We start from the raw sequence: 21,483 nt of genomic DNA on the forward strand, positions 1-21,483 counted from the left end.
AAGGCAGGTGAGGGCGCAAGCCCTGGCCGTTGCGTTGTACTCATGCGTCCTGATTTGTGTTCACTTCGGATGAAAGACATGAATCAGACTTCCCCCGTATTTTCTTCTTCCCGCGCGCTCGCGGGTGCCGCCTGGATGATCGCCGCCGGCATCGCGTTCTCGATCCTCAACATCGTCACGCAGTGGCTGACGATGAAGCTCGGCTTTCCATCGGCGGCCACCGCCTTCTGGCAATATGCCTTCGCGTTGGCCTTCTCTCTGCCTTTTCTTTTCCGCGTCGGCATACGCGCGATGCGAACAAGTTACCCTTGGCGCCACGTCGTTCGTGTGGCGTTTGCCGCCGCCGGCGTGATGACCTGGGTCGCCGGACTGGCGGCGGTGCCGATCTGGCAGGCCATCGCACTGGTGATGACCTCGCCGTTCTTCATCATCATGGGCGCCCGCATCTTTCTCGGCGAATATGTGGGCGTATCGCGCTGGGCTGCCACCGGTGTCGGCTTTGTCGGCGCGATGATCATCCTGCAGCCGTGGTCGGATAGCTTCACCTGGGCAGCCCTGTTGCCGATCTTGTCGGCGCTTCTGTGGGGCGCGTCGTCGCTGATCACCAAGAGCCTGACAGGAGTCGAACGGTCAGAGACCATCACTGTCTGGCTGCTTGCATTGCTGACGCCGTTCAATGGCGCCGTGGCGCTCGCCGCGGGCTTCAGCGTTCCGTCGGGCCAGATTCTCTTCCTGCTCGTTGCCGCCGGACTGCTGACCGTAATTGCCCAGTATTTTCTGACGCTCGCCTATACGACTGCGGACGCCGCCTACGTCCAGCCGTTCGATGACCTGAAGCTACCCCTCAATGTTCTCGCCGGCTGGTTGGTCTTCGGCTATGCGCCGACGGGGTATCTCTGGCTGGGCGCGCTCCTGATCCTTGGCGCATCGCTCTTCATCATGCGGAATGAAATGAAGAAGGAGCGGCGGACCGCCTAGCGCGTCGAAATATGACACCGGTGTCATTCCGGTGTCATGCCCGTCCCGCAAAACCCCCTTGTTTGAATTCATGGGGGATTTCATGACAACTCTATCGCGCAAGACAGTGCTCGTTGCGGCACTCCTGACGACGGCCGCGTTCCCGGCCGCTGCGGAGCCCGTTTTCAACCGTATCGCAACCTTTCCGGTGGCATCCAACCTGCCCGAGGGAAAGGACAAGCTTTCGGCCACGTCGGCTGAAATCATCACGGCCACCGACGATGGCATGACGCTGATCTACAGCGACAGCCCGCTCGGTGCGATCGGATTCATCGACATTTCCGACGCCAGGGCGCCGAAAGCCGGGGGCGCGGTGATGATGGACGGCGAGCCGACATCCGTGACATCCGCTGCCGGCAAGGCGCTGGTTGCAGTCAACACGTCGGAGAGCAAGGTGAAGCCGTCGGGCCGCCTCGCGATCGTCGACGTCGCCACCCGGAAGATCGAGAACACCTGCGACCTCGGGGGCAGCCGGATTCGATCGCGCTCAACAAGGACAAGACGCTGGGCGCGATCGCGATCGAAAACGAGCGTGACGAAGACATCAACGACGGCAAGCTCCCGCAGATGCCCGCAGGCGACCTCGTGGTATTCCAGCTCAAGAACGGCGCGGTCGATTGCGGTTCGATCAAGCATGTGACGCTGACCGGCCTTGCAGGCATCGCGCCCGAGGATCCGGAGCCGGAGTTCGTTTCCTTCAACGATCAGAACGAGATCGCCCTGACCCTGCAGGAAAACAACGAGATCGTCATCATCGACGCGACGACCGCTGCGGTGAAGACGCACTTCTCCGCCGGCAGCGTCGATCTTGCCGGCATCGACACCAAGCGCGATGGTGCACTGAAGTTCACCGGCGAACTCAAGGGTGTGCCGCGCGAGCCCGACGCCGTGAAGTGGCTCGACAACGACCGTCTCGTTGTCGCCAATGAGGGTGACTACCAGGGTGGTTCGCGCGGCTTCACGATCTTCGACAAGACCGGCAAGGTACTCTACGAATCGGGCGCTTCCTTCGAGCGTGCGGTTGCCAATACTGGCCACTATCCGGACAAGCGCTCTGGCGCCAAGGGCGTCGAGCCCGAGGGCCTGGAAGTCGCAACGATCGATGGACAGCGATACATATTCCTGCTCGCCGAACGCGCCTCCGTCGTTGGGGTCTACAAGGATACCGGCGCTGAACCTCAGCTCCTCCAGATCCTTCCATCCGGCGTTTCACCAGAGGGCGCGGTCGCTGTGCCGTCCCGCAAACTTCTCGCGACCGCCAACGAAGTCGATCTCGGCAAGGATGGCGGTCCGCGGTCTCATGTGATGCTTTACGAGCTTGGCGAAGGCGAAATGGCTTATCCGCAGATCGTTGCCGCCGAGAAGGGCGGCAATCCAGTCGGCTTTGCCGCATTGTCGGGCCTTGCTGCGGTCCCGGAAAAGCCGGGCCAGCTGTTCGCCGTCAGCGACAGCGTTCTCGGCATGCAGCCGACGATCTACACGATCGATGCTTCCAAAAAGCCGGCCGTGATTACTGAAACACTGACCGTAAAGCGGGATGGCCAGCCGGCGCAGAAGCTGGATATCGAAGGTATCGCCGTCGACGCGAAGGGCTGGTTCTGGCTGGCCTCGGAAGGCAACAGCGAGAAGCTTGTTCCTCACGCGCTGTATCACGTAAACCCGAAGGGTGAGATCAAGGAAGAAATCGCTCTTCCCAAGGAACTGATCGCCAACGAAATCCGCTACGGGTTCGAAGGTGTCACGATCGTCGGCTCGGGCGACGATGCGACGCTCTGGATGGCGGTTCAGCGCGAGTGGAAGGATGACGAGAAGGGTTTCGTCAAGCTCGTCTCCTATAATCCGAAGAGCAAGGAGTGGGGGGCCGTCCGCTATCCGCTGGATAAGTCCGAATCCGGCTGGGTCGGTCTTTCCGAAATTTCCGCTCACGGCGACAGCGTCTACATCATCGAGCGCGACAATCTCGTTGGTGACGCGGCCAAGCTGAAGAAGCTCTACAAGGTCGCGATATCCGATCTGAAGCCCGCCAAGCTCGGCGGCGAGCTGCCGGTCGTGAAGAAGACGGAAGCCCACGACTTCCTTCCGGAACTGAAGGCCGCCACCAACGGCTATGTTCTCGACAAGCTCGAAGGCTTTGCCTTCGACGCCTCGGGCAAGCCATACGCGGTCACCGACAATGACGGCGTGGATGATTCCTCGGGCGAAACTCTGTTCTTCCCGGTCGACCTCGTCGGCACGAACTGAGATCGGCTCATCCGTGAAAAAGAATGGCCGGGTCTAAGCCCGGCCATTTTTGTTACTACTCTCTCTTACCAGCGCTGGTGGACATAAGGCGCAACCAGCCTCTCGTAGATCTCCCGCGTTGCTTCCATGACGTCGTGCGAGAGCGGCGCAAGGCTTGCTGCTGCCGCGTTGGCGCGCGCCTGCTCTGCATTGCGCGCGCCGGGAATCACCACGGTGACCGCATCGCTCATCAGGATCCAGCGCAGTGCGAAGGCGGCCATCGTTGCGCCCGGTGGAACGAGCTTGCGCACTTCCTCGACCGCCTGCAGGCCAACCTCGAGCGGCACGCCCGCAAATGTCTCGCCGACGTCGAAGGCCTCGCCGTGGCGATTGAAATTGCGATGGTCGTCGCTCGCAAATGTCGTCTCGCGGGTGATCTTGCCCGAGAGCAGGCCGCTTGCCAGAGGCACGCGGGCGATCACGGCGATGTTCTTCCGGCGCGCTTCCTGGAAGAACAGGTGATCCGGCCGCTGGCGGAAGATGTTGTAGATGATCTGGATGCTGACGACGCCGGGATATTCGATCGCCTTCAGTGCTTCCTCGACCTTCTCGACGCTGACCCCGTAGCCCATGATCTTGCCGGCCTTCTGCAATTCGTTCAGGCCTTCGAACACTTCGGGGCGATAGAGAACCTCCGTCGGCGGGCAGTGCAACTGCACTAGGTCGAGGCTGTCAGCACGCAGGTTCTTCAGGCTGCGGTCGATGAAGCTTTCGAGATTGGCCTTCGTGTAGCCCTCGGCCACATGAGGATTGAGCCGGCGCCCGGCCTTTGTCGCGACCATTGGTTTCTCGCCGCTGCGGCTGGCGAGAACATCCGCGATGATTTTCTCCGAGCGACCGTCGCCGTAAACGTCGGCCGTGTCGATAAAGGTGATGCCGGCATCGAGTGCAGCGTTCAGGGCATCGCGGCCGTCTGCTTCGCTGACGTCGCCCCAGGCGCCGCCAATTTGCCAGGCGCCAAAGCCGATATTGGTGACCGTATGGGGCAGGTGGCCGAAAGAATGCTGTTTCATGGAAAATCCTCCGCGTAACGAATGCCCTCGGCACTAGCAGTGGCTCAGGCAACGGGCAAGCACCCGCAACGGAGATAGAGCGCAGCGCGCGTTAAGTCGCCGTTTCCTGGATCGTATTGTCGCCGGAAGGTGACATGCGGTGAACTGCGTGACGATTTCAACCGAACGCTTGGATGAGATCAGTGTTTGGCCTACGATCGACCGGGATACTTGCGATAGTCGAAAGGGAATCGGATGGACATCAAACCCTGCGGGTCACGACCCTCGATGAAGGCGCCGGCGGAATATTTCACCGGCTCGGTTCGCCAGGATCCATTGATGGAGGCGCCGGATCCGGCGCGGGTGAGGGCGGTCAGCGTCACCTTCGAGCCGGGCGCTAGAACCGCCTGGCATACCCATCCGCTCGGCCAAACCCTGATCGTCACCTCAGGCAAGGGCCTGGCGCAAACCGCGGGCGGGCCGATTCGCGAAATCCGTGCCGGTGATACCGTCTGGTTTGCGCCTGACGAGAAGCACTGGCACGGCGCCGCGCCCGACACCGCCATGACCCATATTGCGATCCACGAGGCACTTGACGGCAAGGCCGCCGATTGGATGGAGCAGGTCAGTGACGACGAATATGCGGGAAAGACCTGAAGCCGCTCAGAGCCGCTTCAGGCAGTAGGAAAAGTGAGCGTGTGATTCGACGGTCAGAAACTCGAACTGCCAGCCATAGTCCTTGCAGAATTTGGTGACGGCTTCGACGACGCCGTACACGATGGGCTTTACCGTATTGCCGGTGCAGAAATCGTGTCCGGCGATTCGGCCGGTGCGCTTGACCTTTTTCTCGCAGATCAGCAGCTCCTGCCAGGTCAGCTCGAACGAATGATCCGTGTCGATATAGGCCCAGTCGAGGAATCCGTCTTCGAACTCGGAGAGCTTTTCCAGCGACGTGCCCTGCATAAGGTGCAGCTGACCCCGCTCGATCTCGTTCTTGAACTGCGTGTGGATGCGATCAAGGCCGGAGCTGTAGCGATCCATGCTCCAGGGATCGATGAGATAGAGCTGCGACGGGCGATTCTTCTCCAGAATCTCCGCGGTGTACTCGCCGAAAGCCGCACCGACCTCGACGCCGATACCGCCGTTCGGAATGCGATAAAGCAGTTCGCCGCGATCCGGCAGAAGCCTTGCATTCTCCATATGGTGAGCGGCGAGTGTCGTGCGCGGCATGGCCGCACGCTGCGCCTGCCGTTCTTCGCGTGTCTTCATGGTATGATCTCTGCTGTTTCAGTCAGGGCTCGAAGCGACGAGCGCTCCCGACCATATAGCGAGGCGGTCACGCGCTTGGCTACCCTCAAGACGTTCAAGATATCGCGCGCAAGCGCGCAGATAGCCGCAACGAAAGCGATTCCATTACCGGAAACGGTCGTGAAAGCCTCTTAGCAATTCAAAGCATTCAAGTTTTGGAAGGGGAAAGAATGGTGGGCGATGAGAGACTCGAACTCCCGACATCCTCGGTGTAAACGAGGCGCTCTACCAACTGAGCTAATCGCCCGCTCGCTGATCGGATCATGTCCGCCGCGTCGGTGGCTGTGATCTATGCGGATCGCGGAAAAACCGCAAGAGTGTTTGTGAAGATTTTTTTGATTTTTTTCGCAGGCCCGCCCGCGATGCCTTTTATCCGGGCTTTTCGTGTTGTGGAAAACACTTGCATGGGCGAGGGGAGGCCGCGTGGTATAAAGGTGCTCCATCGGTCTCTATAAGGACGTCGTTATTAATGCCCTGATTTTGCCTGTGGATTCCGGTTCTCCAAAAACAATTCGCACACTGTCATCGTTTTGTCTCCGAAGCTGCTTGACACTGAAATGCGAACCCCTTAGTTAGCCGCTCATCGAAGCGGCAACGCTGCTTTGACCCGGACGCGAAAGCTTCCGGATCGCTTGAAATGAATGCGGGTGTAGCTCAGTCGGTTAGAGTGCCGGCCTGTCACGCCGGAGGTCGCGGGTTCGAGCCCCGTCACTCGCGCCATTTCAAGATAGGCACTGAAAAGTGTTTGATCCGGTCTTCTTGTCCATAGTGCGCGGGTGTAGCTCAGTCGGTTAGAGTGCCGGCCTGTCACGCCGGAGGTCGCGGGTTCGAGCCCCGTCACTCGCGCCATTTCTTCTTCTCCTCCTCTTTGCGTTATGCCGTTTTTGCGATGCGCGTTTGCGCTGTTTCTGGCCGGCTCGGTCTTTGCGATTTACCGCGAGCCATGCATTATCCGATGGGCTGGCATGCAGTCGGAATCAACTTGTGTGGATTTGTCGCGACATCATTGCATCTGCTTGATAATGTCGCGGCTCGACAGTCGAATTGGTGCTCTAAAAGTCTTGCGCCGTGGCGCTGGCTGCGCTAACCACGGCTCTGTTGCAACGCACGTTCGCTTGCCGGGCAATTGCCCACTTGCGCCTCCCGGCGCAGCCCGCAAGCAGGGAAGAACCTGATGACTGGACTGCTCAGTTCCTATATTCCGATCGCTATTTTCATTGGTATCGCCCTTGTAATCGGCCTGTCGCTTCTCATCGCGCCGTTCGCCGTTGCCTACAAGGCGCCTGATTCGGAAAAGCTGTCGGCCTTCGAGTGCGGCTTCAACGCATTCGACGACGCCCGCATGAAGTTCGATATCCGCTTCTACCTGGTGTCGATCCTCTTCATCATCTTCGACCTCGAGGTCGCCTTCCTGTTCCCGTGGGCCGTTTCTTTCGGCGCGATCGGTTGGTTCGGCTTCTGGTCCATGATGGTCTTCCTCGGTGTGCTGACCATCGGCTTTATCTATGAATGGAAAAAGGGAGCCCTGGAATGGGAGTAGCCCAAAGCGACAAGGCGCTCGTTGCGCCGCACCCGAAGGGCATCATCGATCCGGCAACGGGCAAGCCGATCGGTAGCGACAGTGCATTCTTCGGCGAGATCAACGACGAGCTGGCCGACAAGGGCTTTCTCGTTACGTCCACGCGCGACCTGATCACCTGGGCGCGTACGGGTTCGCTGATGTGGATGCAGTTCGGTCTTGCCTGCTGCGCCGTTGAGGGCCTGATGCAGGTCTCCGGTCCGCGTTACGACATGGAGCGCTTCGGTGTTGCTCCGCGCGCTTCGCCGCGCCAGTCCGACGTCATGATCGTTGCCGGCACGCTGACCAACAAGATGGCGCCTGCGCTCCGCAAGGTCTACGACCAGATGCCTGAGCCGCGTTACGTCATTTCGATGGGCTCCTGCGCAAACGGCGGCGGCTACTATCACTATTCCTATTCGGTCGTGCGTGGTTGCGACCGTGTCGTTCCTGTCGATATCTACGTGCCGGGCTGTCCCCCACGGCAGAAGCGCTGCTCTACGGGGTGCTGCTTCTGCAGAAGAAGATCCGTCGAACCGGAACGATCGAGCGCTAAGGGCGGAGGACTGTCATGAGTGAAGCCTTGAGCGAACTGTCCTCGTATCTCCGTGAGATGCGTGGCGACCTCTTTCTCGATGCATCCATCAGCTACGACGAGCTGAACGTAACCGCTACGCCGGAAACGATTCTGGCGCTGCTGACGTTCCTGCGCGACGACGCACGTTGCGGCTTTATCAGCATGATCGACATCTGCGGCGTCGACTGGCCGCAGCGCGAGAAGCGTTTCGATGTCGTTTATCATCTCCTGTCGCCGAAGCAGAACCTGCGTATCCGCGTGAAGGTTGCTGTGGCTGACGGCGAGTCGGTTCCATCGGCGACTGCGGTCTACAAGGGTGCCGAGTGGTTCGAGCGCGAAGCTTGGGACATGTACGGCATTCCGTTCTCCGGTCACGCCGACCTGCGTCGCCTGCTGACGGACTACGGCTTTGAAGGTCACCCGCTCCGCAAGGACTTCCCGACAACGGGTTACGTCGAAGTGCGTTATGACGATGCTGCAAAGCGCGTCGTCTACGAACCCGTCGAACTGAAGCAGGAATTCCGCAATTTCGATTTCACGTCCCCATGGGAAGGCACCGACTACGTGCTGCCGGGAGACGAGAAGGCTGCGAAGTGAAGATGAGGCTCGGATTTCTTGAAGCCTCTCTGTTCGCCGTCTCATGCCAATTGCCAGCGCGGAGCGCGTCGCTATGACTGAACATAACGTTCGCAACTTTACGATCAACTTCGGGCCGGAGCATCCGTCCGCGCACGGCGTTCTGCGTCTCGTGCTTGAACTCGATGGCGAAATCATCGAGCGCGTCGATCCGCATATCGGCCTGCTGCACCGCGGCACCGAAAAGCTGATCGAAACGAAGACCTATCTTCAGGCCGTTCCTTATTTCGATCGCCTCGACTACGTCGCGCCGATGAACCAGGAACACGCTTTCGCGCTCGCCGTCGAAAAGATGTTGAAGCTCGAAATTCCGATTCGCGGTCAGCTGATTCGAGTTCTGTACTCCGAAATTGGCCGAATCTTGTCGCACATCATGAACGTGACGACACAGGCCATGGACGTCGGGGCGATGACGCCGCCGGTCTGGGGCTTCGAGGAGCGTGAAAAGCTGATGGTGTTCTACGAGCGCGCCTGTGGCGCCCGTATGCACTCTGCCTACTTCCGTCCGGGCGGCGTCCACCAGGACATCCCGCCGGAACTGGTCGAGGATATCGGCAAGTGGTGCGACCCGTTCCTCAAGATCCTCGACGATATCGAAGGTCTCCTGACCGACAACCGCATCTTCAAGCAGCGTAACGTCGATATCGGCGTCGTATCGCTGGAAGATGCGTGGTCCTGGGGCTTCTCGGGCGTCATGGTTCGCGGTTCGGGTGCTGCATGGGATCTGCGTCGCTCGCAGCCCTATGAGTGCTACAACGATATGGAATTCGATATTCCGATCGGCAAGAACGGCGACTGCTACGACCGCTACCTGATCCGCATGATCGAAATGCGCCAGTCGGTCCGCATCATGAAGCAGTGCGTCGAGCGCCTGATGGGCAGCGCCAAGACAGGCCCGGTCTCGTCGATCGACGGCAAGGTTGTTCCGCCGAAGCGTGGCGAGATGAAGCGTTCGATGGAAGCGCTGATCCACCACTTCAAGCTCTACACCGAAGGCTACCACGTTCCCGCCGGCGAAGTTTATGCAGCTGTCGAAGCGCCGAAGGGCGAATTCGGCGTCTACGTCGTCGCCGATGGCAGCAACAAGCCCTACCGTTGCAAGATCCGCGCCCCGGGCTATGCCCACCTGCAGGCGATGGACTTCCTCTGCAAGGGCCACATGCTTGCCGACGTAACCGCCGTGCTCGGTTCGCTCGACATCGTGTTCGGTGAGGTAGACCGCTAATGAAGCTGCTTCGGTTGGCCACTCTCGTTATTTTCGCTTCTTCCGGGGCCTTCGCCCAGGAAGTCGGCGGAATGGGCCCTAAATTGGGTCAGGACGAGGTGCAGCCGCCGGCATCAAAGGCTTCCATGGGTGAGCTCTTGTCCAAGGGCTATGAAATCAAGGCCGCCGTTCCGAACGGCGGCAAGTTCGTTGTGTTTTTGCAAAAAGACCAGTCGGCCTACGCATGCGAGATGAAGTCTCTGACGGCATCGCAGTGCGGGACCATAAACTGACAAGGCGTGAGGAAGAATGTCCGTTCGTCGATTAGCCGAAGATCAATTCCAGCCAGCCGCGTTCGCCTTCAATGACGAGAACGCAGCCTGGGCGGATAAGACGATCCAGAAATATCCCGAAGGCCGTCAGCAGTCCGCGGTCATTCCGCTGTTGATGCGTGCGCAGGAACAGGATGGTTGGGTCACCCGAGCAGCGATCGAAAAGATCGCCGACATGCTCGACATGGCCTACATCCGTGTTCTCGAAGTTGCGACCTTCTACACGCAGTTCCAGCTCGGCCCGGTCGGCACGCGCGCCCACATCCAGGTGTGCGGCACGACGCCTTGCATGCTACGTGGCTCGGAAAGCCTGATGGCGGTCTGCAAGAGCAAGATCCATCATCATCCCTTCGAGCGGAACGCCGAGGGAACGCTGTCGTGGGAAGAAGTCGAATGTCTTGGGGCGTGCGTCAACGCGCCGATGGTCATGATCGGCAAGGACACCTACGAGGACCTGACGCCGGCGCGTCTCGAAGAGATCATCGACACGTTCGAAGCCGGCAACGGCGCCAGCATCAAGGTTGGCCCGCAGATCGATCGTCACTTCTCTTCGCCTGAAGGTGGCCCGACGTCCCTGACGGACGAGGAGCCGAAGAAGAAGGCATCCGCCAAGAAGGTTGTTGCCGAAGCCGCAACTGCAAAGGTCGATGCTGCTCCGGTTCCCCCGTCTGAAGCGGCGCGTCCGAAGAGCACCGACGCCGAAACCAACGCAGCCCTGAAGACGCCTGTCACGGCGCCGAAGGCTGCCGCGAAGAATGCCAAGGCGGTGGAAGAACAGCCGGCGGGGGCGACAGCAGCTCTGGTTGAAAATACCGCCAAGCCTTCGCTGAGCGACAAGAACCGTCCTGCTGGCATCGAGAAGCCCGAGACACCAGACGATCTGAAGCTGATCTCCGGCGTCGGTCCGAAGATCGAGGGCACGCTCCACGAACTCGGCATCTTCACCTTCGCGCAAGTCGCGGGTTGGAAGAAGGCGGAGCGCGAGTGGGTTGATGGCTACCTGAACTTCAAGGGTCGCATCGATCGCGACGACTGGGTCAAGCAGGCCAAGGCGCTCGCCAAGGGCGGCGAAGCGGAATATATCAAGGTCTTCGGTAAGAAGCCGCGGTAAGAGGTGAAGCATGTTACAAGATAAAGACCGCATCTTTACCAATATCTACGGCCTCAAGGACAAGTCCCTGAAGGGCGCGATGAGCCGCGGCCACTGGGACGGCACCAAGCAGATCCTCGAAAAGGGTCGCGACTGGATCATCAACGAGATGAAGGCCTCCGGTCTTCGCGGTCGTGGCGGCGCAGGCTTCCCGACCGGTCTCAAGTGGTCCTTCATGCCGAAGGAATCGGATGGTCGTCCGCACTATCTCGTCGTCAATGCCGACGAGTCGGAGCCGGGCACCTGCAAGGACCGCGACATCATGCGCCACGATCCGCATACGCTGATCGAAGGCTGTGTGATCGCAAGCTTCGCCATGGGCGCGAACGCTGCCTACATCTACGTCCGCGGTGAATACATCCGCGAGCGCGAAGCCCTCCAGGCCGCGATCGACGAGTGCTACGACTACGGTCTGCTCGGCAAGAGCAACAAGCTCGGCTACCCCATGGACATCTATGTCCACCACGGCGCCGGCGCTTATATCTGCGGCGAAGAAACAGCACTTCTCGAAAGCCTCGAAGGCAAGAAGGGTCAGCCGCGCCTCAAGCCGCCGTTCCCGGCTAACATGGGTCTCTACGGCTGCCCGACGACCGTCAACAACGTCGAGTCGATCGCCGTTGCTCCGACGATCCTGCGTCGTGGTGCTGGCTGGTTCTCCTCGCTCGGTCGCCCGAACAACGTCGGCACGAAGCTGTTCATGCTCTCCGGTCACGTCAACAAGCCGTGCACCGTTGAAGAAGAAATGGGCATCACCTTCCGTGAGCTCGTTGATCGTCACGCCGGCGGCATTCGCGGCGGCTGGGACAACCTTCTGGCCGTCATTCCCGGCGGCGCATCGTGCCCGATCGTTCCGGCCAAGGACATCATTGACTGCCCGATGGACTTCGACGGCCTTCGCGCTGTCGGCTCCTCCTTCGGTACGGCCGCTTCGATCGTCATGGACAAGTCGACCGACGTCATCAAGGCGATCGCCCGCATCTCGGCCTTCTTCAAGCACGAGAGCTGCGGACAGTGCACGCCGTGCCGTGAAGGTACCGGCTGGATGTGGCGCGTCATGGAGCGTATGGCCAAGGGCAACGCGCAGAAGCGCGAAATCGACATGCTGTTCCAGGTCACCAAGCAGATCGAGGGCCACACCATCTGTGCGCTCGGCGATGCTGCCGCATGGCCGGTGCAGGGTCTGATCCGTAATTTCCGTCCGGAGATCGAAGCACGCATCGACCAGTATACGGCGAGCGCGCTGGATCACGGTGCGGTTCTCGAGGCTGCAGAGTAAGGGCGATGACGAAGGCATCCGACGGGACAAAGAAGGAAGGGGCGGCTGATTTCTCGGCCGACTTCGGCCGTCTTGCCGCCGAGATGCTCGAAAACGCCCGCGCGCTTCCGATGCCGCCTGTCATGGTGAACCCTGCTGCGGCGATGGCTGCCGCTACGGCGATCGGCTTTGGTTTTTCGACGCAGATGGCTGGCGCATTTCTCGGCGCCCTGCAGGGTGCGATGGACGCAACGAGCAAGCTCGCGGCTGTTCTCGACGAGACGCCACCGGACGAAGGCAAGCCCGAAGTCGAGGTCCGCCCGGAAAATGTTCGGTCGGCGCCCGCAAACGAGGCCGCTTCCAAGGTAAAGCTGTCGGTTGTTCCGGTTCAGCAACCAGTCGTAAAGCTGGACGTGGTTACAAGGCCGGCATCGCGCGCCCGTAAGGCTGACGATCTGAAGCAGATTTCCGGCGTCGGCCCGAAGATCGAGCAGGTGTTGAATGCCAAAGGCGTTCGCAGCTTCTCCGTCATCGCCGGCTGGTCCGAAGAAGACGCGGCCAGGATCGATGCCGAGCTCGGCTTTGATGGTCGCATTGCTCGTGACGGCTGGATAGCGCAGGCAAAGGCGCTCGCTGCCAAGGGCCGCAAACGGAAGTAGTTTTTTCGGCCGGAAGGCCGGAGCATGGTCAAGGCTGAACGGCGAAAGGGCAGGGGCCCGAAAACCGCGGAAGCCGAAAGCTGATCCCGGATCTCGGGGTGAGCGGAGAATTTGAGCGACACCGATGCCAACGGGACAGAATCCGGCCTGGCAGCGAAATTGTTGCAAAATGGGTTTGTTTGCCGCCATCCGGCAAACGGAAAACAGGACTGAGTGACGATGGCAAAACTGAAGATTGACGGCAACGAGATCGAAGTTCCGGATCATTACACCCTCATTCAGGCGTGTGAGGAAGCTGGTGCTGAAGTTCCGCGCTTCTGCTTCCATGAGCGCCTTTCGGTTGCCGGCAACTGCCGCATGTGCCTCGTTGAGGTGAAGGGCGGCCCGCCGAAGCCGCAGGCATCTTGCGCTATGGGCGTACGCGATATCCGCGGCGGCCCGAACGGCGAACTGCCTGAAGTCTTCACCAACACGCCGATGGTCAAGAAGGCCCGCGAAGGCGTGATGGAATTTCTGCTGATCAACCATCCGCTGGATTGCCCGATCTGCGATCAGGGCGGCGAGTGCGATCTGCAGGACCAGGCGATGGCCTTCGGTATCGACAGCTCGCGCTATCAGGAAGACAAGCGAGCCGTCGAGGACAAGTACATCGGACCGCTCGTCAAGACGGTCATGAACCGCTGCATTCACTGCACGCGCTGCGTTCGCTTCACGACAGAAGTGGCCGGCATTTCCGAACTTGGTCTGATCGGCCGCGGCGAAGATGCCGAGATCACCACCTATCTCGAGCAGGCGATGACATCAGAGCTGCAGGGCAACGTTGTTGACCTTTGCCCGGTTGGTGCGCTCACCTCCAAGCCCTTCGCTTTCACGGCTCGTCCGTGGGAACTGAACAAGACCGAATCGATCGACGTCATGGACGCGCTCGGTTCCGCGATCCGCGTCGACACGCGCGGCCGCGAAGTCATGCGCGTTCTGCCGCGCGTCAACGACCAGATCAACGAAGAGTGGATCTCCGACAAGAGCCGCTTCATCTGGGATGGCCTGAAGACACAGCGCCTCGACCGCCCGTACGTCCGCAAGGACGGCCGTCTGCAGGCTGCGACCTGGGGCGAAGCCTTTGGCGCCATCAAGGCTGCTGTTTCGGCCACGAGCGGCGACAAGATTGGCGCGATCGCTGGTGACCTCGCATCCGTCGAAGAAATGTATGCTCTGTCGGAGCTGGTGAAGTCGCTCGGTTCCGAGAACCTCGACTGTCGCCAGGATGGGGCGGCACTCGATCCGTCGCTCGGTCGTGCAAGCTACCTCTTCAACCCGACGATCGAAGGCATCGAACAGGCGGACGCTCTGCTGATTATCGGCGCCAACCCGCGCTTTGAAGCCGCTATCCTCAATGCTCGCATTCGCAAGCGCTGGCGTCGCGGCAACTTCCCGATCGCGGTGATCGGTGAAGCGGGCGAACTGCGTTATGACTATGAATATCTCGGCGCTGGCCCTGATACGCTGAAGGATCTCGTCGACGGCAACCATGCCTTCGCCAAGGTTCTGACCGATGCCAAGAAGCCGATGATCCTTATCGGCCAGGGCGCGTTGTCGCGCGCTGATGGCGCCGGCGTTCTCGCCAGTGCTGCAAAGCTTGCAGGCGCGGTGGGCGCAGTTGTCGATGGCTGGAACGGCTTTGCCGTTTTGCATACGGCGGCAGCGCGCGTCGGCGGCCTCGACCTCGGCTTCGTGCCGGGCACAAAGGGCGTCAATGCTGCGGAAATGCTGGCGGCTATGGACGTGCTGTTCCTGCTCGGCGCCGACGAACTCGATTTCGCCGCCAAGAATGCAAAGCTGACGGTCTACATCGGATCGCATGGTGACAACGGCGCCCACTATGCCGACGTCATCCTGCCGGCCGCTGCCTACACCGAAAAGTCCGGCACCTGGGTCAACACCGAAGGCCGCGTTCAGATGGGCAACCGCGCAGGCTTCGCGCCTGGCGACGCCCGTGAGGACTGGGCGATCATCCGTGCCCTTTCCGACGTGCTCGGCAAGAAGCTTCCGTTTGATTCGCTTGGCGAATTGCGTGCGAAGCTCTATGCGGCTTTCCCGCATTTCGCGGCACTTGATGATATCGCTGAAAGCGACAGCGCCAAAATTGCCGCAGTCGCGAAAAAAGCCGGCAAGATGAACAAATCCGGGTTTGCGTCGCCGGTCAAAGACTTCTATTTGACGAACCCGATCGCGCGCGCTTCGGCCGTAATGGCGGAGTGCTCGGCATTGGCCCGCAACAACTTTAAAGTCGCGGCAGAGTAAGGGCAGGGGACTATGGAATCGTTTGTTTCAACTTATGTCTTGCCTGGCCTCCTTATGGTCGGTCAGTCGCTTCTCGTCCTCGTTTGCCTTCTCGTCTTCATCGCCTACATCCTGCTGGCCGACCGTAAGATTTGGGCAGCAGTTCAGCTCCGTCGTGGTCCGAATGTGGTGGGTCCGTGGGGTCTTTTCCAGTCCTTCGCCGACCTTTTGAAGTTCGTCTTCAAGGAGCCGATCATTCCGGCCGGCGCCGACAAGGCGGTTTTCCTTCTGGCGCCGCTGGTCACTGTGCTTCTGGCGCTGTCGACCTGGGCCGTCGTACCATTCGCCGATGGCTGGGTGATCTCGAACATCAACGTCGGCATTCTCTACATCTTCGCGATCTCGTCGCTCGAAGTGTATGGCGTCATCATGGGTGGCTGGGCTTCGAACTCGAAGTACCCGTTCCTCGGAGCGCTTCGCTCGGCGGCGCAGATGGTGTCCTACGAAGTCTCGATCGGCTTCGTTATCGTCACCGTCCTGCTTTGCGTGGGCTCGTTGAACCTGACGGATATCGTTCACGCTCAGCAGAGCGGCATCGGAACGCGCCTCGGGCTGCCGGCGTCCTTCCTGGATTGGCATTGGCTCGCGCTATTCCCGATGTTCATCATCTTCTTCATTTCGGCGCTCGCTGAAACGAACCGTCCGCCCTTCGACCTTCCGGAAGCTGAATCCGAACTCGTCGCAGGCTTCATGGTCGAATACGGCTCCGCGCTCTACATGATGTTCATGCTCGGCGAATACGCTGCCATCGTTCTGATGTGCTCGCTGACGACGATTCTGTTCCTCGGAGGCTGGCTCCCGCCCGTCGATGTATGGTTCCTGAATTGGGTTCCTGGCATCATCTGGTTCATGCTGAAGTCGTGCCTGGTGTTCTTCATGTTCGCGATGGTGAAGGCATTCGTGCCGCGCTACCGCTACGACCAGCTGATGCGCCTCGGCTGGAAGGTCTTCCTTCCGCTGTCGCTGGCAATGGTCGTTATCGTTGCATTCGTGCTGAAGCTGATGGGTTCGTGATGATGTCGGCCCTCGTTTCAAGCAATTTTGGAGGTTGAAGATGGCAGGCTTGTCCAACGCGGTCAGCTCGCTGTTCCTGAAGGAATTCGTCAGTGCGTTCTGGCTGACCTTCCGGTACATTTTTAAGCAGAAGGCAACGGTCAACTATCCGTTCGAAAAAGGGCCGGTCAGCCCGCGCTTCCGCGGGGAACACGCTCTGCGCCGTTATCCCAACGGCGAAGAACGCTGCATCGCCTGCAAGCTGTGCGAGGCGATCTGTCCTGCCCAGGCGATCACCATCGAAGCCGGCCCGCGCCGCAACGATGGGACGCGCCGCACGGTTCGTTACGACATCGACATGGTGAAGTGCATCTACTGCGGCTTCTGCCAGGAAGCATGCCCGGTCGATGCGATCGTCGAAGGCCCGAATTTCGAATTTGCGACGGAAACACGCGAAGAGCTCTACTTCGACAAGCAGAAGCTCCTCGATAACGGCGACCGGTGGGAGCGCGAAATTGCGCGCAACATCGCGCTGGATGCGCCATACCGTTGATCGAAATTGAAATGCCGGAACGCCGCGCCTGACGCGGCTTCCGGTCAACATGCACCGGAGTTTTGCCGGATAATTCCGCGCGAAGCTTCATCGGGCAGGGAAACTCCCGGCTGCCCGGGGGAAGATGAAAAAAGGCACCAACATGGGTCTGCAGGCTCTATTTTTCTATCTTTTCGCCTTTATCGCGATAGCGTCGGCGTTCATGGTTATCTGGTCGAAGAACCCGGTTCATTCGGTTCTCTTCCTGATCCTGGTTTTCTTCAATGCGGCGGGCCTGTTCCTGCTGCTTGGCGCTGAATTCCTCGCGATGATCCTGCTGGTCGTTTATGTCGGGGCTGTGGCCGTTCTCTTCCTCTTCGTGGTCATGATGCTCGACATCGACTTCACGGAGCTGCGAGCCGGCGTTCTCGAATATGCGCCGATCGGCGCGCTGATCGGGGTGATCCTCGCGGCTGAGCTTATCGTTGTCGTTGGCGGCAGCGTCATCTCGCCGGAGATCGCGAAGACAGTCGCGATGCCGATCCCGGCTCTGACGGAGCGCACCAACACCGCGGCACTCGGCGATGTCCTCTATACGAATTACGTCTACTTCTTCGAAGTTGCCGGCCTTGTGCTTCTGGTCGCAATGATCGGGGCGATCGTGCTGACGCTCAAGCATCGCACGACGGTCAAGCGGCAGAACATTGCCAACCAGGTTGCCCGCAATCCGAAGACCGCCGTCGAGGTGGTCACGGTGAAGCCGGGGCAGGGTCTCTGAGGCAGGCGCGAGCTTAAGGAAACAACACACAATGGTCATCGGACTTTCCCATTACCTGACGGTCAGCGCCATCCTCTTCACGCTCGGCGTCTTCGGCATCTTCCTGAACCGGAAGAACATCATCGTCATCCTGATGTCGATCGAGCTCATTCTGCTCGCCGTCAACATCAACATGGTCGCCTTCTCGTCGTTCCTCAACGACATTGTCGGCCAGGTCTTTGCATTGTTCATTCTGACCGTCGCTGCTGCTGAAGCGGCCATCGGTCTCGCAATTCTCGTCGTCTTCTACCGTAACCGCGGCTCGATCGCGGTCGAAGACGTTAATATGATGAAGGGCTGATAAGGCTATGTTTTTATATAAGGCTATCGTCTTTCTTCCCCTGATCGGCGCGATCATCGCCGGCCTTTTCGGCCGCGCGATCGGCGCCAAGGCATCGGAATTCGTTACCACCGGTCTGATGATCATCGCGGCTGTTCTGTCGTGGTACGTCTTCATCACCGTTGGCATGGGCCATGTCGAAGGCGGCCCGATCAAGGTCGAAATCCTGCGCTGGATCCAGTCCGGCGGCATCGACGTCTCCTGGTCGCTGCGCATCGACACGCTGACCTCGGTCATGCTGATCGTCGTCAACTCGGTTTCGACACTCGTCCATCTCTATTCGATCGGGTACATGCATAATGACCCGCATCGCCCGCGCTTCTTCGCCTATCTGTCGCTCTTTACCTTCGCGATGTTGATGCTGATCACGTCTGACAACCTTGCCCAGATGTTCTTCGGCTGGGAAGGCGTGGGTCTGGCGTCCTATCTGCTCATCGGCTTCTGGTTCAAGAAGCCGTCGGCGAACGCCGCCGCCATGAAGGCCTTCATCGTCAACCGCGTTGGCGACTTCGGCTTCATTCTCGGCATCGCCAGCGTTTTCGTTCTCTTCGGCGCCATCAACTTCGACACGATTTTCGCCAATGCGGCGAGCTTCGCGCACGCTGAAGGCGGCGAGAGCCACGAAGTGGTCCTGAACCTCTTCGGGATGCATCTCGACAAGGGCCATGCGCTGACCGGCGCTTGCCTTCTGCTCTTCATGGGCGCGATGGGCAAGTCGGCGCAGTTCCTGCTGCACACCTGGCTGCCTGATGCCATGGAAGGCCCGACGCCTGTGTCGGCGCTCATCCATGCCGCAACCATGGTCACCGCCGGCGTCTTCCTCGTCGCCCGCATGTCGCCGCTGTTCGAACTGTCCCCGGATGCGCTGACCGTCGTCACAATCATCGGTGCGATCACCGCCTTTTTCGCGGCAACCGTCGGCCTCGTGCAGAACGACATCAAGCGCGTCATCGCTTACTCGACCTGTTCGCAGCTCGGCTACATGTTCGTCGCTCTCGGCGTCGGCGCCTATGGCGCTGCCATCTTCCACCTCTTCACGCACGCCTTCTTCAAGGCACTGCTCTTCCTTTGCGCCGGCTCGGTCATCCACGCCGTCGATGGCGAGCAGGACATGCGTCACATGGGTGGTCTGCGTCCGCACATCAAGGTGACCTTCGTCATGATGCTGATCGGCACGCTCGCCATTACCGGCGTCGGCATTCCGTTCACGCCGATCGGCTTTGCCGGCTTCTTCTCGAAGGACGTGATCATCGAGGCAACCTACGCATCGCATTCGCCGGTCGCGGGCTTCGCCTTCACCATGCTGGTTATCGCGGCTCTGTTCACGAGCTTCTATTCCTGGCGCCTGATGTTCATGACCTTCTTCAACAAGCCGCGCGCTTCGCACGAGGTCATGCACCACGTTCACGAATCGCCTCAGGTCATGCTTATCCCGCTCTATCTCCTGGCGATCGGCGCGGTCTTCGCGGGCTGGTTCTTCGAAGGGCACTTCTACGGCGAGGAATATGCCGAGTTCTGGAAGGGCGCGCTGTTCACCTCGGAGCACAACGAGCTGGTCCACGAGTTCCACCACGTTCCGGCGATGGTCGCTCTCAGCCCCTTCATCGCCATGGTCGTCGGTTTCGTCACCGCCTGGTACATGTACATCAAGTCGCCATCGACGCCGGCCGTGCTCGCACGTCAGCATCGTGTGCTCTACCAGTTCCTCTTGAACAAGTGGTACTTCGACGAGCTCTACGACTTTCTCTTCGTCCGTTCGGCAAAGGCCCTTGGCCGCTTCCTGTGGAAGAAGGGTGATGTCGGCGTCATCGACACCTACGGCCCGAACGGCATTGCCGCCCGCGTCGTCGATGTCACCAACCGCGTCGTGCGCCTGCAGAGCGGTTACCTCTATCACTACGCGTTCGCTATGCTGATCGGCGTTGCAGCGCTCGTTACCTGGATGATGCTCGGGAGTGCCCTCTGATGACCGATTGGCCTATTCTTTCCACGGTCACCTTCCTGCCGTTCGTCGGCGTGGTGCTGCTGCTTTTGATGAATGAGAACGGCCCGAACGGCCGCCGCAACGTCCTCAACATCACCCTGTTGACGACTGTCGTGACCTTCATCGTCTCGCTGTTCATCTGGATCGGTTTCGACAACGCGAACCCGGGCTTCCAGATGATCGAGAAGCACGGCTGGCTCGGCACGGGCATCAGCTATCATCTCGGCGTCGACGGCATCTCCATGCTGTTCGTCATCCTCTCGACCTTCCTCATGCCCTTCTGCGTGCTGGCCAGCTGGTTCGCCGTCGAGAAGCGCCTGAAGGAATATATGATCGCCTTCCTGGTGCTGGAAGTGATGATGGTCGGCGTCTTCGTGTCGCTCGATATCGTTCTCTTCTACGTGTTCTTCGAAGCCGGCCTGATCCCGATGTTCCTGATCATCGGGGTCTGGGGTGGCAAGGATCGCGTCTACGCCAGCTACAAGTTCTTCCTCTACACGCTGCTCGGCTCCGTGCTGATGCTGCTCGCCATCATGGCCATGTACTGGCAGGCCGGCACGACCGATATCTCGGCGCTGCTCGCCTACAAGTTCCCGCCGCAGATGCAGACCTGGCTATGGCTTGCCTTCTTCGCGTCCTTTGCGGTGAAGATGCCGATGTGGCCGGTCCACACCTGGCTTCCCGACGCCCACGTTCAGGCGCCGACGGCCGGTTCGGTCATCCTGGCAGGCGTGCTCCTGAAGCTCGGCGGCTACGGCCTCATCCGCTTCTCGCTCGGCATGTTCCCGGTTGCCTCCGATTTCTTCGCACCACTGGTCTTCGCGCTGTCGGTCATCGCCATCATCTACACCTCGCTGGTGGCGCTGATGCAGGACGATATCAAGAAGCTGATCGCCTACTCGTCCGTCGCCCACATGGGCTACGTGACCATGGGTATCTTCGCGGCCAACGCGCAGGGTCTGCAGGGTTCGATCTTCCAGATGCTGTCGCACGGCATCGTCTCGGGCGCGCTCTTCCTCTGCGTCGGCGTTGTCTATGACCGCACTCATACCCGCGAGATCGCGGCCTATGGCGGTCTGGTCAACAACATGCCGAAGTATGCCGTTGCTATGATGATTTTCACCATGGCGAACGTTGGCCTTCCCGGCACGTCGGGCTTCATCGGCGAATTCCTGACGCTGATCGGTGTCTTCCGCGTCAACAGCTGGGTCGCGCTCTTTGCCGCCACCGGTGTCATCCTGTCGGCAGCCTATGCGCTCTGGCTCTACCGCCGCGTGATCTTCGGTGCGCTGGAAAAGGAAAAGCTCAAGGCTCTCCTCGACCTCTCGCCGCGTGAGCAGCTGATCCTTTATCCGCTGATCGCTCTGACAATCTTCTTCGGCGTCTATCCGGCTCCGGTATTCGATGTGACCGCAGCGTCCGTCGACCAGCTGGTGAATAGCTATTCGGCCGCGGTGCAGGCAGCGCATGATGTTGCGCTGTCTATGAAATGATGACGGGACTTTTGTG

18 protein-coding genes, 3 tRNA genes and 2 pseudogenes are annotated in these 21,483 nt (G+C 60.0%); 20 read left to right on the forward strand and 3 right to left on the reverse strand.

The window, feature by feature from the left end; translation table 11 throughout:
* Positions 1 to 69: 69 nt before the first annotated feature.
* The gene (locus FZ934_RS04835; RefSeq protein ID WP_153270141.1) at positions 70 to 978 is read left to right on the forward strand and encodes a DMT family transporter; all 909 of its coding nucleotides are present in this window, start codon (positions 70 to 72) and stop codon (positions 976 to 978) included.
* Between the two features lie 82 nt (positions 979 to 1,060).
* A pseudogene (locus FZ934_RS04840) lies at positions 1,061 to 3,258 on the forward strand (esterase-like activity of phytase family protein).
* Positions 3,259 to 3,323: 65 nt separating this feature from the next.
* Here FZ934_RS04840 and FZ934_RS04845 read toward each other — a convergent pair.
* Positions 3,324 to 4,310, reverse strand: a complete 987-nt coding sequence (locus tag FZ934_RS04845) for an aldo/keto reductase (protein ID WP_153270142.1) — start codon at positions 4,308 to 4,310, stop codon at positions 3,324 to 3,326.
* A gap of 234 nt (positions 4,311 to 4,544) precedes the next feature.
* On the opposite strand from FZ934_RS04845, the gene FZ934_RS04850 reads away from it, so the two are divergent.
* A complete protein-coding gene (locus FZ934_RS04850; RefSeq protein WP_153270143.1) occupies positions 4,545 to 4,946 on the forward strand; it encodes a (R)-mandelonitrile lyase in 402 nt (133 codons plus the stop codon).
* Positions 4,947 to 4,952: 6 nt separating this feature from the next.
* On the opposite strand, the gene FZ934_RS04855 is transcribed toward FZ934_RS04850, so the two are convergent.
* Complete coding sequence (locus FZ934_RS04855; RefSeq protein WP_153270144.1) at positions 4,953 to 5,558, reverse strand: class I SAM-dependent methyltransferase; 606 nt, start codon at positions 5,556 to 5,558, stop codon at positions 4,953 to 4,955.
* A 210-nt stretch (positions 5,559 to 5,768) separates the two neighbouring features.
* Positions 5,769 to 5,844 (reverse strand) — tRNA-Val (locus FZ934_RS04860).
* A gap of 396 nt (positions 5,845 to 6,240) precedes the next feature.
* On the opposite strand from FZ934_RS04860, the gene FZ934_RS04865 reads away from it, so the two are divergent.
* The 17 genes and pseudogenes from FZ934_RS04865 (at position 6,241) to FZ934_RS04945 (ending at position 21,467) form a co-directional block, all read left to right on the forward strand.
* Positions 6,241 to 6,317 (forward strand) — tRNA-Asp (locus FZ934_RS04865).
* 52 nt (positions 6,318 to 6,369) lie between these two features.
* Positions 6,370 to 6,446 (forward strand) — tRNA-Asp (locus FZ934_RS04870).
* Positions 6,447 to 6,771: 325 nt separating this feature from the next.
* The gene (locus FZ934_RS04875; protein WP_056820230.1) at positions 6,772 to 7,137 is read left to right on the forward strand and encodes an NADH-quinone oxidoreductase subunit A; all 366 of its coding nucleotides are present in this window, start codon (positions 6,772 to 6,774) and stop codon (positions 7,135 to 7,137) included.
* Positions 7,128 to 7,711, forward strand: a pseudogene (locus FZ934_RS04880) (NuoB/complex I 20 kDa subunit family protein). The gene FZ934_RS04875 and the pseudogene FZ934_RS04880 overlap by 10 nt, the downstream one beginning before the upstream one ends.
* Before the next feature lie 15 nt (positions 7,712 to 7,726).
* Positions 7,727 to 8,329 carry an NADH-quinone oxidoreductase subunit C gene (locus FZ934_RS04885; RefSeq protein WP_113361737.1) on the forward strand — a complete coding sequence of 201 codons (603 nt, stop codon included), beginning with the start codon at positions 7,727 to 7,729 and terminating at the stop codon, positions 8,327 to 8,329.
* 73 nt (positions 8,330 to 8,402) lie between these two features.
* Positions 8,403 to 9,593 (forward strand): NADH-quinone oxidoreductase subunit D, encoded by a 1,191-nt coding sequence (locus FZ934_RS04890; protein ID WP_088691826.1) that lies wholly within the window; start codon positions 8,403 to 8,405, stop codon positions 9,591 to 9,593.
* Positions 9,593 to 9,865, forward strand: coding sequence for a hypothetical protein (locus FZ934_RS04895; RefSeq protein ID WP_153270145.1), 273 nt, complete (start codon positions 9,593 to 9,595; stop codon positions 9,863 to 9,865). Before FZ934_RS04890 ends, FZ934_RS04895 begins: the two co-directional genes overlap by 1 nt.
* A gap of 16 nt (positions 9,866 to 9,881) precedes the next feature.
* The gene (locus FZ934_RS04900) at positions 9,882 to 11,015 is read left to right on the forward strand and encodes an NADH-quinone oxidoreductase subunit E (protein WP_153270146.1); all 1,134 of its coding nucleotides are present in this window, start codon (positions 9,882 to 9,884) and stop codon (positions 11,013 to 11,015) included.
* A 10-nt stretch (positions 11,016 to 11,025) separates the two neighbouring features.
* Complete coding sequence (gene nuoF / locus FZ934_RS04905) at positions 11,026 to 12,330, forward strand: NADH-quinone oxidoreductase subunit NuoF (protein WP_153270147.1); 1,305 nt, start codon at positions 11,026 to 11,028, stop codon at positions 12,328 to 12,330.
* 5 nt (positions 12,331 to 12,335) lie between these two features.
* Positions 12,336 to 12,968, forward strand: coding sequence for a 5' DNA nuclease (locus tag FZ934_RS04910; protein ID WP_153270148.1), 633 nt, complete (start codon positions 12,336 to 12,338; stop codon positions 12,966 to 12,968).
* Positions 12,969 to 13,187: 219 nt separating this feature from the next.
* Positions 13,188 to 15,269: an NADH-quinone oxidoreductase subunit NuoG gene (gene nuoG, locus FZ934_RS04915; protein WP_153270149.1), complete on the forward strand. Its 2,082-nt coding sequence runs from the start codon at positions 13,188 to 13,190 to the stop codon at positions 15,267 to 15,269.
* A 12-nt stretch (positions 15,270 to 15,281) separates the two neighbouring features.
* Positions 15,282 to 16,322: an NADH-quinone oxidoreductase subunit NuoH gene (nuoH, locus tag FZ934_RS04920; RefSeq protein ID WP_065694129.1), complete on the forward strand. Its 1,041-nt coding sequence runs from the start codon at positions 15,282 to 15,284 to the stop codon at positions 16,320 to 16,322.
* Between the two features lie 40 nt (positions 16,323 to 16,362).
* Complete coding sequence (gene nuoI, locus FZ934_RS04925; RefSeq protein ID WP_153270150.1) at positions 16,363 to 16,854, forward strand: NADH-quinone oxidoreductase subunit NuoI; 492 nt, start codon at positions 16,363 to 16,365, stop codon at positions 16,852 to 16,854.
* A 142-nt stretch (positions 16,855 to 16,996) separates the two neighbouring features.
* A complete protein-coding gene (locus FZ934_RS04930; protein WP_153272366.1) occupies positions 16,997 to 17,611 on the forward strand; it encodes an NADH-quinone oxidoreductase subunit J in 615 nt (204 codons plus the stop codon).
* A gap of 31 nt (positions 17,612 to 17,642) precedes the next feature.
* On the forward strand, positions 17,643 to 17,951 hold the full coding sequence (gene nuoK, locus FZ934_RS04935) for an NADH-quinone oxidoreductase subunit NuoK (protein WP_018900202.1): 309 nt from the start codon (positions 17,643 to 17,645) through the stop codon (positions 17,949 to 17,951).
* 7 nt (positions 17,952 to 17,958) lie between these two features.
* A complete protein-coding gene (gene nuoL, locus FZ934_RS04940; RefSeq protein ID WP_153270151.1) occupies positions 17,959 to 19,956 on the forward strand; it encodes an NADH-quinone oxidoreductase subunit L in 1,998 nt (665 codons plus the stop codon).
* Positions 19,956 to 21,467: an NADH-quinone oxidoreductase subunit M gene (locus tag FZ934_RS04945; RefSeq protein ID WP_153270152.1), complete on the forward strand. Its 1,512-nt coding sequence runs from the start codon at positions 19,956 to 19,958 to the stop codon at positions 21,465 to 21,467. The genes nuoL and FZ934_RS04945 overlap by 1 nt, the downstream gene beginning before the upstream one ends.
* Positions 21,468 to 21,483 lie beyond the last annotated feature (16 nt).

The organism is Rhizobium grahamii (assembly GCF_009498215.1).
In the GTDB taxonomy this organism is placed as follows: Bacteria; Pseudomonadota; Alphaproteobacteria; order Rhizobiales; family Rhizobiaceae; genus Rhizobium; species Rhizobium grahamii_A.